The following is a 12,150-nucleotide window of genomic DNA, read 5'->3' as shown; positions in this document are numbered from 1 at the left end:
ATGCCTGAATTCGCCGACCTCAACCTGCTACCGCCCGGCATCGTCGTGAACACCATGAAGGGCGACCCCGGGGAGCACCGGGCCGGCAGCTGGCTGCAGTGGGACGGGCGGCTCGACGGGCTCAGCGCCGCGCTCATCGGCATCCCGTTCGACGGCGCGTCGGTCGTCCGGACGGGCTCGCGTCACGGTCCCGACGCGGTCCGGCGCTCGATGATGTACTACACGACCTTCAGCAGCGCCGAAGGCCGGGCCATGACCGACCTGCGCGCGGCGGACATCGGCGACGTCCAGGTCGCCGTCACGGACATGGCCGGCACGTTCGACCGGATCAGTGCCGCGATCGCGACCCTCGTCCGGCGCGGCATCGTGCCGGTGTCGATCGGCGGCGACCATTCGATCGCCTTTCCCCTGATCCGCGGTGTCGCCCAGGCGCTGGGGCCGGGCCGTCGCCTGGGCGTCATTCATTTCGACGCCCATCACGACCTGCGCCAGGCGCATCTGGGCGCGGAATCGAGCGGCGTGCCGTTCCGGAAGGCCCTGGAGTTGCCGTCGGGCGTCCTCGCCGGGCGCAACCTGGTGCAGATCGGCATGGCGGAGTTCGCGAACTCCCCCCAGCTTGCAGGCTATGCCGCGGACATGGGTGTCACCGTGATCCCGGCCGGCGAAGTGCGCCGGAGCGGGATGGCGAGCGCGGTCCAGCGGGCGCTCACGCTCGCCGCCGACGGAACAGACGCGATCTATATCTCGGTCGACATCGACTGCATCGATCAGAGCCAGGCACCCGGGACCGCGGCACCGAACCCGAGCGGCCTCGACGCGCGCGACGTCCAGGACGCGTTGCGCCGCATCGGCGCGCATCCGAAGGTCGCGGGTTTCGACCTGGTCGAGATCTCGCCGCCGTTCGACCATGACGACATGACCGGCCGCGCCGGTGCTGCCCTGGTGCTGAATTTCCTGTTCGGCCTGTCGTCGCGGCCAGCCGCGCGCTAACGGCGCGAGCGCAGGGCGCGCCGAAGGCGATGGCGGGCGCCGCCCGGCAACGCTAATCTCTCGCCCATGACGAAACGAACCAGCCTCGAGGAGTTCGTCGATCGGCATCGACGTCTCTTTGTCCTGACGGGTGCCGGCTGCAGCACGAACTCGGGCATTCCCGACTATCGCGATGCCGAGGGCAACTGGAAGCGCACCCCGCCCGTGACCTACCAGGCCTTCATGGGCGATCTGGCGACCCGTCGGCGCTACTGGGCGCGCAGCATGGTCGGCTGGCGGCGCTTCGGCCAAGCCCGGCCGAACGGCGCCCACCGCGCGTTGGCGCGGCTCGAGGCGATGGGCCGGAGCGAGCTGCTCCTGACCCAGAACGTCGACCGTCTGCACCAGACGGCGGGCAGCGCCCGGGTGATCGACCTGCACGGCAGGCTCGACCTGGTCCGCTGCATGGGCTGCGAGCGGCGGATGCCGCGCACCGAGCTGCAGGATGAGCTTGTCCGGCTCAATCCGGCCTGGACCGATCTCGACGCCGCCGATGCGCCGGACGGCGACGCCGATCTCGAGAGCGCCGAGTTCCAGTCCTTCATCGTGCCGCCGTGCCGGCATTGCGGCGGGGTGCTGAAGCCCGACGTCGTGTTCTTCGGCGAGAACGTGCCGCGTGAGCGGGTCGACACCGCCACGCATCACTTGGCCGAGGCCGAGGCGATGCTGATCGTCGGTTCCTCGCTCATGGTCTATTCCGGCTTCCGCTTCGTCCAGACGGCCGCGCGTGCCGGCAAGCCGATCGCGGCGGTCAACCTCGGCCGGACCCGTGCCGATGGATTGCTGGCGCTCAAGGTCGAGCAGTCGTGCGAGGCGGCGCTGGCGTTCCTGCTGGGCGAACCGGCCGTCGCCGCCGCGCCGGCGGGGTGATCTTGACCGATTGGCCGGCGAGGGAGCCGGACTTCAAACAGCTGTGATCAGCGGTGGCCTGGCGCCCTCCGGATTGCTAGATATAGGCATCCTGGCCGAGACATTCGGCGCCGGTGGGAGGGACCGATGAAAGAGGTTGATTTCCTTCTGCTGGGCGGCGGCCTTGCGAATGCGACGGCCGCCGAGACGCTGCGGCTCGAGGGGGCGAAGGGCAGTATTCTGCTGCTCTCGGCCGAGGACACGCTGCCCTATCACCGGCCGCCGCTCTCCAAGGAATTCCTGCGCGGCGAATGGGCCGAGGACCGGGTGCTCGTCTATGACGCCGCGTTCTATGCGGAGCAGGGGATCGAGACCATGCTCGGCACGCGTGCGGTCGCGGTCGATCCGGCGCGCAAGATCGTCTCGACCGACAAGAACGGCGAGATCGCCTATGGCCAGCTGCTGATCGCGACCGGCGCCCGGCCGTACCGGCTCGATCTGCCGAATGCGAACTTGGCCGGCATCTATAACCTCCGCACACTCGCGGACAGTGCGGCGATCCGCGCGGCGGCGGAGACGGCCAAGAACGCGGTCATCATCGGCGGCAGCTTCCTTTCGCTCGAGGTCGCAACCGCGCTCCGCCGCAAGGGCGTGCGGGTCACGGTCGTGGAATTCCGCGACACCGTGTTCCCGCGCCTGCGCGCACCGTCGCTCTCAGCCTTCTTCCACGACTACTGCTATCGCAACGAAGTCGACGTCATGCTGAACGAGACGGTCGCGAAGATCGTCGGCCGGAACAAGGTCTCGAAGGTGGTGACGCGGTCCGGGAGCGAGCTGCCGTGCGACCTCCTGCTGGTGGCGATCGGCGTCCAGCCGGAGACGAGCTTCCTCGACGGCAGCGGCCTCGATCTCGACAACGGCATCCTCGTCGACCGGCACCTGCAGTCGAGCAACCCCGCCATCTTCGCCGCCGGCGATGTCGCGAATTTCTTCGATCCTGTGTTCAACCGACGCCGCCGCATCGAGCATTGGGACAATGCGATCAAGCAGGGCCGCCTCGCGGCGCGCAACATGCTGGGCCAGAACCTGGTCTACGACGACATCTCGTATTTCTTCTGCGACGTGTTCGATTTCAGCTTCGAATTCCTGGGCTCGCCCCGGACGGCGGACGAGCATGTCGGCCGCGGCTCGCTCGACAGCGGCTCCTACGCCTTGCTCTACATGAAGGACAATGTGCCGCGCGGCCTCTTCACCATGGACCGGCCGGCGAGCGAGACGAAGGCGGTGGAGGCGATGATCCGCTACCGCACCAATCTCTACGACTTGAGACAGGCGCTCGGCGACACTGCCACCCCGTTCGACCGGCTGCCGGCCCAGACGGTGCTGATCCTGCAGGGCGGCGGCGCGCTCGGCGCATTCGAGGCCGGCGTGGTGAAGGCGATGGAGGAGGATCAGGTCTACCCCGACATCGTGGCCGGCGTCTCGATCGGCGCGTTCAATGGGGCGATCATCGCCGGCAATCCGCGCCATGCGACGGAGGCGCTCGAATCCTTCTGGCGCGAGCTCGTCATCCTGTCGCCGCCCGTGCCGGACGAGGCGCTGAGGCGCGGGCTCGGCGCCTGGCAAACCGCCAGCCTGGGCTCGCCGCATTTCTTTCGCCCGCGCTGGCTTTCGGCGCCCATGGATTTCGCGCTGCTGTCCAAGAACTGGACGAGCTTCTACGACACCTCGCCCGTGCTCGATCTCCTGGAGAAATACGTCGATTTCGCCGGGCTCGCGAGCAGCCCGGTGCGGCTGCTCGTGAGTGCCGTCAATGTCGAGACGGCGCAGATCGAGATCTTCGACAGCTATGCCCAGGCCTTGACGCCGAAGCACATCCTGGCGAGCGGCAGCCTGCCGCCGGCCTTCCCCTGGACGACGATCGACGGGCGCAACTACTGGGACGGCGGCATCGTCAGCAACTCGCCGCTCGAACTCGTGATCGATCGCTGCGGCGCCGTCGGCAAGCGGGTCGTGATCGTCGACCTGTTCGCGAACAAGGCAGCACTGCCGACCAACCTGATGGAAGTGCTGAAGCGCCGGGACGAGATCCTCTATGCCGAGCGGATCCGCAACGACGTCAGGACGCGTGAGATCGTGCTCGATTTCCAGTCGCTCGTCCGCGACATCCTCGTCGACGTTGCCCCGGAGGCGGCGGAGCGTTTGATGCAGCGGCCGCGCTATATCCAGCTGATGGCCGAGACGGCGCCGATGACGACGCTCAGGATCGCCCGGCCGCCGGAACCCGGCGAGCAGCCGTCGCGGGACTATGACTTCTCGGCCCAGTCGATCGAGGATCACAAGCAGTCGGGCTATGCGGTCGGCAAGCAGGCGCTCGGCAGCTGGATCAAGGGCTGAGCCGGCTGTCGCTGCGCGCTCAGGAGCCGCCGTCCTGTGCCGCGGCCTTCTGCCAGAAGGCGCACGATTGTGCGTAGCGCGGGGATAGTTCCTGCAGGCATTGGCCGAGGCGGCCATAGCGGAACAGGCAGGCGTCGGCGAGGCTGACGATCCGCGGATTGGGATGCATGCGGTCCTCGATGTCGAGGCGCAGCAGCGTGTTGACCGCCTCGCGCTCTCGCCCGGGGCCGAGGCTGTCGGCGAGCAGCGCGAGCGCCACGGCGGCGGATCGGCTCTGGCCGCATTCGCAATGGACGGCGATCAAGGGCGGATGCGGGCTCGGTCCGTCGAAGAAATCGGTGCCGGCCACGACGCGCCGGCCGAACTCGATGGCACGCGATACGTCCTCCATGGTCGGCCCCACGAGCGCGCCGTGCCGCTCCAGCCCGATGTCGTCGAAGCAAAGGGTGAGGAGCCGCGCGCTTTCGCGCCGCGTCGCCTGGGCCAGCGCCGCGTTCAGCTCATGGGTCCGCTCTTGCTTGGGCGCGCAAATCGAGATGACGGCATCGGCCCCTTCGGCGCCGCCCGATTCGACCTCCGCCCGCGACAAGACCCTGACGCGCACCCGAGCCTCCGTTCCACGCTAGAACCCATACAGCCGCGCGGGGTTGCGCACCAGAATGCGGTGCATGAGGTCCCGGTCGCCGGCGGTCCATTCGTTGAGACGGTTGAGCGCGCGACCGTCGTCTTCGGGCTCGAACGGCTCGATCGCGGCGAGAAGGGCGTTTGGGTTGCGCCGGCGCGCCGTATGGGGCCAGTCCGTGGCCCACAGCATCCGATCCGGATTGGCGCGGATCAGTGCCTGGGCGATATCGGCGACGTCGGCATAGTCGGATGCGGCGGAGATGCGGCAGGGCGCCGACAGCTTGACATAGGCCCGGCCGGCGCCGACCAGGGCGAGGAGGGCGGCGAAGCCCGGCTGCTCGATGCCGCGGGCTGCGGTGGCCCGGCCAAAATGATCGATGACCAGCGGTACCGGCAGGGTTGAGAGCTCGGCCTCGAGGGCGGCGATCACCGGCAGCGTCGTGTAGGTCTGCAGATGCCAGCCGAGCGGGGCGATCCGCGCGGCGAGCCGCCGCACACCGTCGAGCGCCACCGCCGGATCGTGCTGGCCGGCGCTTTCCAGGTTGAGCCGCACGCCGCGCACGCCGGCGGCACGAAGATGCTGCAGTTCCTCATCCGAGGCGATCGGATCGACGACCGCGACGGCGCGCGCCCGGGCACCGAGTTCACTCAGAGCGGCCAGCAGGCAGCGATTGTCGGTGCCGTAAGGGCTCGGCTGGACCAGCACGACGCGATCGAGCCGCAGCAGCGCCTGCAGGCGCTCAAGATCGGCGACGGCTGCTGCGCCCGGCGTATAGCTGCGGTCGGCCGCGAACGGGAAGTGCTCCGCCGGCCCGAAGACATGCACGTGGGTATCGGTGGCGCCCGCTGGCACCTCGAAAGCCGGCGCACCGTGGCGCACGCCCAAGACCGTCCGCTCGTTCCGTTCCGTCATCGGCTTCTTCCTCCCGAGGCTGCGACTTTCTGTCTTGCAGGCATTCTTGTACAGATGAGAACTTCTGTATACAAATGTTCAAAACTCGGAAGTGGAGGGAGGGTCGCCTGCTCATGTCCGACAGCCGTATGATCGCCTATGACGCGCTGCAGGCGCGGGTTGCCGGGATCTTCGCCGGGCTCGGCCTCGCGGCGGACCACGCCGCGCGCGTCGCGGAATGCCTGATCGAGGCCGACATGCGCGGGGTCGCGACCCACGGCATCAGCCGCATCCCGATCTATGCCCGGCGGCTGCGCGAAGGCCTCGTCAATCCGCGCCCGACGCTGGCGCTCGAGACGCCGACGCCGGTCATGGCCCGGCTCGACGGCGACAACGGCATGGGCTTTGTCGTCGGCACTGCGGCGATGGCGGCGGCGATCGAGCGGGCACAGACCTATGGCGTGGGTCTGGTCTTCGCCCGGCACAGCAATCACTTCGGCATGGCGACGGCCTATCTGCTGCAGGCGGTGGACGCGGGGCTCGCGGCGATGGTGCTGACCAATGCGTCGCGCACCATGCCGGTCTGGGGCGGCAAGACGCCGTTCCTCGGCACGAGCCCGCTCGGCATGGCAGCACCCGCCGGTGCCGAGCCGCCGCTGCTGCTCGACATGGCGACCTCGGTTGCGGCGCGCGGCAAGATCCGCCGGGCGATGCAGCGGGGCGAACCCATTCCCGAAGGCTGGGCGCTCGACGAGCACGGCAAGCCCACGACCGATGCGGCGGCGGCCTATCGCGGCGTCGTGCTGCCGTTGGGCGGCCCCAAGGGCTCCGGCCTGTCGCTCATGATGGAGGCGATGGCCGGCGTCATGGCCGGTGCGGCGTTCGGCGGTGGGGTGCGCGACCAATATTCGGATTTCAGCGCGCCGCAGAACGTCGGCCACCTGTTCCTGGCGTTCCGGCCCGACCTGTTCCTGCCCGACGGGCAATACCGGGCCGACATGGACGATCTGGTCCGGCGCGCCAAGGCGTGCCCGCGCGCCGACGGGTTCGACGAGATCCTGATGCCGGGCGAGCGCGAGTCCCGGCGCGCCGCGGAACAGCGGCGCCAGGGCGTCATCGTTGCGCAAGCGGATCTCGACATGCTGGCGGCCGAGGAGGCGAGGGGATGAGCCAAGACCTGCAGAAATTCACCGATCCGGCCTTCGACCTCACCATCCTGGTCCAGGGTTTCCCCGGCCGGTCGCTGTGCCACGGCGGCCTCGGCTGGAGCACGATCGCGCTGCTGCGCCTGGAGGGCCGGGTCGTCGTTGTCGACACGGGCGCCTTCAGCGCGCGGAAGGCGATCCATGCCGGCCTCGCCCGCGCCGGCCTCACCGCGGCCGACGTGACCGACGTGCTCCTGACCCACGCGCATTACGATCACTCGATCAACTGGGTGCTGTTCCCCAAGGCACGCATCCATATCGGCCGGGTCGAGATGGAATGGGCCCTGCCGCTCTGGGGCGATCCGGTCCTGCCGGAGCTTTATGTGCGGGCGCTCGCCGAGAGCCCGCGGCTGGCGTTGATCACCGATGGCGACGTGGTCCTGCCTGGCATCCGCGCCGTGCGCGCGCCCGGCCATACGCCGGGCTGCCTGGTGTTCCAGCTCGACGGCGAGCGGCGGCGGGTGCTGTTCAGCGGCGACGCCGCCAAGAACCGCGCCGAGCTCGTATCGCACGCCGCGGACATGACCATGGACGAGGCCGCCTCCCGCGGCTCGATCGAGATGATCTGGCGCCTGTGGCGCGACCGGCCCGATACCCTGCTCGTGCCCGGCCACGACCTGCCGATGGTGCTCGAGGGGGGTGTGCCGACCTATGTCGGCGAGCGCCGAGCCGGCGTCGCTGCCTGGTACGACGACGACCTTAGCAAGACGACGCTGTTCGACTTCACCCGAGCCCCGAACGTCTGATGTCCTCCTCTCTCGACCTCCTCCCCGCCTCGGACGAGGCCGCCGACGGCAGCGCGTCGCTCGCGCAGATCGCCTATGACCGGATCTTCGATGCGATCCAGACCGGCCGGTTCGCGCCCGGCGCACGGATCAAGGAGACGGAGTTGACGGCGTGGCTCAGCATGAGCCGGACGCCGGTGCGCGACGCGCTCGTGCGGCTGAGCGGCGAGGGGCTGCTCAGGCACGAGGCCTATCGCGGCATCGTCATCGCATCGCTCGACCGGCAGATGGTGGTCGAGCTGTTCCTGGCGCGCGAAGCGCTGGAAGGGGCGGCCGCCGGGCTCGCCGCGCGTTACGCGGACGAGGCGGAGGTAGCGGCGCTGCAAGCCTTGATCGAGCTCGAGCGTGGCGTCGCGGGCGACCCGGTCGCCGGCGCCCGCTACAACAGGAAGTTCCATGCGGAGATCTATGTCTGCGCGCACAACCGCTATCTGCTGACGCCGCTGCGCGCGCTCTGGTCGCAGATGGCGCTCGTCACCCGGCAGACCCGCCGGTCCCAGGGCCGCAGCGACGAGGCGCTGCGCGAGCACGAGGCGATCGTCGCTGCGATCGCCGCGCGCGATCCCGTCGCGGCCGAAGCGGCGGCGCGCCAGCACATCCGGGCGGCGCAGAAGGCGCTCCTGACCGACTGGATCGAGGCGCGGCCGTGACCTCGGCTGCTGCGACGGAACGGCCGTTCGTCGGCTCGCTCGAGATCCAGGGCAAGCGCTGGCGCATTGTCAGCCTCGCCCGGGTGGCGAAGACGATCGCCGGCTTCGACCGGCTGCCGGTTTCGCTCAAGCTCTTGGCGGAAAACGTCGCGCGGCACGAGCCTCAACTGCTGGCGGCCTTCGCCCATTGGCTCGCCGGCACGGCCGAGGCGGATCTGGAGGTGCCGTTCCGCCCGGCCCGGGTGCTGATGCACGACACGACCTGCCTGCCGGCGCTGGCCGACCTTGCTGCCATGCGGGATGCCATGCGGGCGCAGGGCGGCGATCCCGCTCGCGTCAACCCGCTCATCCCTGTCACGCTCGTCATCGACCATTCAGTCGCGGTCGACCGGTTCGGCACGGCGGATGCGGCCGTCTACAATCTTGCGCGCGATTTCGAGCGGAATGCCGAGCGCTACGCCTTCGTGCGCTGGGGTCAGGAGAATCTGCGCAATTTCGCGGTCGTCTCGCCCGGCAACGGCATCTGCCACCAGATCAATCTGGAGACGCTCGCGAGCGTCGTGAGGGCGGAGACGGATGCGGACGGCACGCCTATGCTGGTGCCGGACAGCCTGGTCGGCACGGACAGCCACACGCCGACGATCAATGCGCTGGGCGTGCTCGCCTGGGGCGTCGGCGGCATCGAGGGACAGGCGGCGGCGCTGGGCGAGCCGCTCGGCCTGCAACTGCCCGCGGTCGTCGGCATCCGGACCACCGGTCGGCTCAAGCCTGGTGTCACCGCGACCGATCTGGTGCTGGCCGTCACTCAGCTGCTGCGCCGGGTCGGCGTGGTAGACAAGTTCGTCGAGTTCTTCGGCGACGGGCTCGACCATTTGAGCCTCGCCGACCGGGCGACCGTCGCGAACATGGCGCCGGAATATGGCGCCACCGCCGCCTATTTCCCGATCGACGCGGTGACGATCCGCTTCCTGCGGACGACCGGCCGCTCGGCCGAGCAGGCGGCAATCGTCGAGGCCTATGCCAAGGCGCAGGGCCTCTGGCGGGTGCCCGGAGCGGCCCTGCAATTCTCCCAGATCGTCGAGCTCGATCTGGCCGCGGTCGAGACCAGCCTCGCGGGCCCCAGCCGACCGCATCAGCGCGTGGCGCTGTCGGGCGTGCCCTCGAGCTTCGCGACCCTGCTCGCGGAACAGGGGCGTGAAATGCCCGGAGCGACGCGCGATTGTACGGACGGCGCCGTGCTGATCGCGGCGATCACGAGCTGCACCAACACGGCCAATCCGCGCCTCGTGGTGCAGGCAGGACTGGTCGCGCGGCGCGCCCGGCAGCTTGGCCTGCGCGTGCCGCCGTGGGTCCGCACCTCGCTCTCGCCCGGCTCGCGGGCGGTCGCCGACTATCTGGCCGAGGCCGGCCTGCAGGCCGATCTCGATGCGCTGGGCTTTCAGGTGGCGGGCTTCGGCTGCATGACCTGCATCGGCAATTCCGGCGCTCTCGATCCGGCGATTGTCGAGCGTGTGCGCGACGGGCTGGTCGGTGCTGCCGTGCTCTCCGGAAACCGGAATTTCGAGGGCCGGATCAACCCGCATGTCCAGGCGGCCTATCTCGCCTCGCCGGGCCTGGTCGTGGCCTATGCGCTTGCCGGCACGGTCGCGCGCGACCTGCGCACCGAGCCGGTTGCCTGGGACGGTGCCGGCCGGCCGGTCCTGCTCGACGAACTCTGGCCCGACGACAGCGAAGTCGACGCGATCGTGGCGCGAGTGGTCGAGCCGGCCTATGCCCGCCGCGCTGCCGCGGGCATCGGCGACGATCCTGCCTGGTCGCGGATCGCCGCCGCATCGGGCGTAACCTTCCCGTGGGACGACGCCTCGACCTATATCCGCCGACCGCCCTATTTCGACCGGGTGCGGCCGGCGGAGGACGAGGTCCGCGGCGCCCGGGCGCTGCTGCTGCTCGGCGACCATGTCACGACCGACCATATCTCGCCGGCCGGGGCCATTCCGGCGGACAGTCTCGCCGGGCGCTACTTGACGAGCCGCGGCGTGCCGGCCGCCGCATTCGATCAGTATTCGACTCGGCGCAGCAACCACGAGGTGCTGCTGCGCGGCCTGTTCACCAATCCCAGGCTCGACAACGCGCTGCTGCCGCCCGGCGCCCGCAAGCCGGGCGGCCGGACGGTGCATCAGCCGAGCGGCGCCATCATGACGGTGTACGACGCTGCCGAGCGCTATCGGGCCGAAGGAACGCCGCTCGTGATATTCGCGGGCCGCGAATATGGCGCGGGCTCGAGCCGGGATTGGGCCGCCAAGGGGCCGGCGCTCATCGGCGTGCGCGCCGTTGTCGCCGAAAGCTTCGAGCGGATCCACCGCAAGAACCTGGTCGGCATGGGCGTGCTGCCGCTCGAACTGCCGGCCGGCGTCAGCCGCACGACGCTCGGGCTCGACGGAACCGAATTGTTCGATCTTGCGCGCCACGACGCGGCGGTGACGCTCACCATCCGCCGCGCCGATGGCACCGCGGAATCGGTCGCCTTGCGCCTGCGCATCGATACGCGGGTCGAGGAGGCTTATCTCGGCGCCGGCGGCATCCTGCCCTACGTGCTGGGCCGGCTCGCGGCCGCCTGATCGCAATATCGAAACCCACGGGGAGTGACAGGATGCGGATGATCGTTTTGCCCGGCGACGGGATCGGCCCGGAGATCACCGCGGCAACGCAGGCGGTGCTGCGCGCGGCGTCGGACCGGTTCGACCTCGGCCTCGTCATGGAGGAGCATGACGTCGGCCACGCGAGCCTCGCTCGCCACGGCACGACGGTCCGGCCGGAACTGCTCGACCTCGCCAAGGCCGCCGACGGGCTGATGCTCGGGCCGACGGCGACGTTCGATTTCAAGGACGAGGCGAAGGGCCAGATCAACCCGTCGAAGTTCTTCCGCAAGGAGCTCGACCTGTTCGCCAACATCCGCCCGGCACGCACTTATCCGGGGCTCGCGGCCCCGGTCGAGGATTTCGACCTGGTCGTCGTGCGCGAGAACACGGAGGGGTTCTACGCCGACCGCAACATGGCGGAGGGCAGTGGCGAGCTGCTGGTGACGCCGGATGTCGTGGTCTCGCTCCGCCGCATCACGCGCGCCTGCTGCGAGCGGATCGCCGACGCGGCCTGCCGGCTGGCACTCCGGCGGCGCAAGCGGGTGACGGTCGTGCACAAGGCGAACGTGCTGAAGCTGGGCGACGGCATGTTCCTCGACATCTGCCGCGAGACGGTCGGCCGATATCCCGGCATCGAGATGGACGAAGTCATCGTCGACGCCATGATGGCCCATGCCGTGCGCCATCCCGGCCGCTATGACGTGATCGTCACCACCAACATGTTCGGCGACATCCTGTCGGACCTGACGGCGGAACTCTCCGGCAGCCTCGGCCTCGGCGGCTCGCTCAATGCCGGCTCGACCTATGCCATGGCCCAGGCGGCGCACGGCTCGGCGCCCGACATCGCGGGGCAGGACGTCGCCAACCCCTATTCGCTCGTGCTGTCGGCGGCCCTGCTGCTCGATTGGCATGGCGAGCGCCACCAGGCGAAGCGCTTCGGCGAGGCGGCCCGGGCGATCGAAGCCGGTATCGCCCGCCTGATCGCGGACGGCAATGTCACGCGCGACGTCGGCGGCTCGCTCGGCACGGCGGCGGCCGGTGCGGCGCTCGCGGCGGAGATCACCCGCCCGACCTGAGCCG

General features: G+C 69.7%; 10 protein-coding genes. 8 read left to right on the top strand and 2 right to left on the bottom strand.

Features of this window, described 5'->3' with window-relative positions; all coding sequences use genetic code 11:
- From IEY58_RS26385 to IEY58_RS26375, 3 genes are all read left to right on the top strand, one after another.
- On the top strand, positions 1-990 hold the full coding sequence (locus tag IEY58_RS26385) for an agmatinase family protein (protein ID WP_189051154.1): 990 nt from the start codon (positions 1-3) through the stop codon (positions 988-990).
- A gap of 66 nt (positions 991-1,056) precedes the next feature.
- Positions 1,057-1,899: an NAD-dependent protein deacetylase gene (locus IEY58_RS26380; protein ID WP_189051153.1), complete on the top strand. Its 843-nt coding sequence runs from the start codon at positions 1,057-1,059 to the stop codon at positions 1,897-1,899.
- A gap of 126 nt (positions 1,900-2,025) precedes the next feature.
- Positions 2,026-4,275, top strand: coding sequence for an FAD-dependent oxidoreductase (locus tag IEY58_RS26375; RefSeq protein ID WP_189051152.1), 2,250 nt, complete (start codon positions 2,026-2,028; stop codon positions 4,273-4,275).
- A 19-nt stretch (positions 4,276-4,294) separates the two neighbouring features.
- Here IEY58_RS26375 and IEY58_RS26370 read toward each other — a convergent pair whose 3' ends face one another.
- The gene (locus tag IEY58_RS26370; protein WP_189051151.1) at positions 4,295-4,879 is read right to left on the bottom strand and encodes a hypothetical protein; all 585 of its coding nucleotides are present in this window, start codon (positions 4,877-4,879) and stop codon (positions 4,295-4,297) included.
- Positions 4,880-4,897: 18 nt separating this feature from the next.
- On the bottom strand, positions 4,898-5,812 hold the full coding sequence (locus IEY58_RS26365) for an amidohydrolase family protein (protein WP_189051150.1): 915 nt from the start codon (positions 5,810-5,812) through the stop codon (positions 4,898-4,900).
- 113 nt (positions 5,813-5,925) lie between these two features.
- Between IEY58_RS26365 and IEY58_RS26360 the strand changes: the two genes are divergently transcribed.
- Genes IEY58_RS26360 through IEY58_RS26340 form a run of 5 tightly spaced genes read left to right on the top strand, consistent with a single transcriptional unit; the run spans position 5,926 to position 12,146 of the window.
- Positions 5,926-6,960, top strand: coding sequence for an Ldh family oxidoreductase (locus tag IEY58_RS26360; RefSeq protein WP_189051149.1), 1,035 nt, complete (start codon positions 5,926-5,928; stop codon positions 6,958-6,960).
- Positions 6,957-7,742 carry an MBL fold metallo-hydrolase gene (locus IEY58_RS26355; protein WP_189051148.1) on the top strand — a complete coding sequence of 262 codons (786 nt, stop codon included), beginning with the start codon at positions 6,957-6,959 and terminating at the stop codon, positions 7,740-7,742. The genes IEY58_RS26360 and IEY58_RS26355 overlap by 4 nt, the downstream gene beginning before the upstream one ends.
- The gene (locus tag IEY58_RS26350; RefSeq protein ID WP_189051147.1) at positions 7,742-8,431 is read left to right on the top strand and encodes a GntR family transcriptional regulator; all 690 of its coding nucleotides are present in this window, start codon (positions 7,742-7,744) and stop codon (positions 8,429-8,431) included. Before IEY58_RS26355 ends, IEY58_RS26350 begins: the two co-directional genes overlap by 1 nt.
- Positions 8,428-11,049, top strand: a complete 2,622-nt coding sequence (gene acnA, locus IEY58_RS26345) for an aconitate hydratase AcnA (RefSeq protein ID WP_189051146.1) — start codon at positions 8,428-8,430, stop codon at positions 11,047-11,049. Before IEY58_RS26350 ends, acnA begins: the two co-directional genes overlap by 4 nt.
- Positions 11,050-11,081: 32 nt before the next feature.
- A complete protein-coding gene (locus IEY58_RS26340) occupies positions 11,082-12,146 on the top strand; it encodes an isocitrate/isopropylmalate dehydrogenase family protein (protein ID WP_189051145.1) in 1,065 nt (354 codons plus the stop codon).
- The last annotated feature ends 4 nt before the right edge of the window (positions 12,147-12,150 follow it).

The sequence above is a fragment of the Aliidongia dinghuensis genome (genome assembly GCF_014643535.1).
Taxonomy (GTDB): Bacteria; Pseudomonadota; Alphaproteobacteria; order ATCC43930; family CGMCC-115725; genus Aliidongia; species Aliidongia dinghuensis.
This window is presented reverse-complemented; position numbering and strand designations above follow the sequence as displayed.

Bases quoted from the DNA above. Each gene is read 5' to 3' on its own strand.
- IEY58_RS26385 (WP_189051154.1), top strand. From the start codon at position 1: ATGCCTGAATTCGCCGACCTCAACCTGCTACCGCCCGGCATCGTCGTG.
- IEY58_RS26380 (WP_189051153.1), top strand. From the start codon at position 1,057: ATGACGAAACGAACCAGCCTCGAGGAGTTCGTCGATCGGCATCGACGT.
- IEY58_RS26375 (WP_189051152.1), top strand. From the start codon at position 2,026: ATGAAAGAGGTTGATTTCCTTCTGCTGGGCGGCGGCCTTGCGAATGCG.
- IEY58_RS26365 (WP_189051150.1), bottom strand. From the start codon at position 5,812: ATGACGGAACGGAACGAGCGGACGGTCTTGGGCGTGCGCCACGGTGCG.
- IEY58_RS26360 (WP_189051149.1), top strand. From the start codon at position 5,926: ATGTCCGACAGCCGTATGATCGCCTATGACGCGCTGCAGGCGCGGGTT.
- IEY58_RS26355 (WP_189051148.1), top strand. From the start codon at position 6,957: ATGAGCCAAGACCTGCAGAAATTCACCGATCCGGCCTTCGACCTCACC.
- IEY58_RS26350 (WP_189051147.1), top strand. From the start codon at position 7,742: ATGTCCTCCTCTCTCGACCTCCTCCCCGCCTCGGACGAGGCCGCCGAC.
- IEY58_RS26340 (WP_189051145.1), top strand. From the start codon at position 11,082: ATGCGGATGATCGTTTTGCCCGGCGACGGGATCGGCCCGGAGATCACC.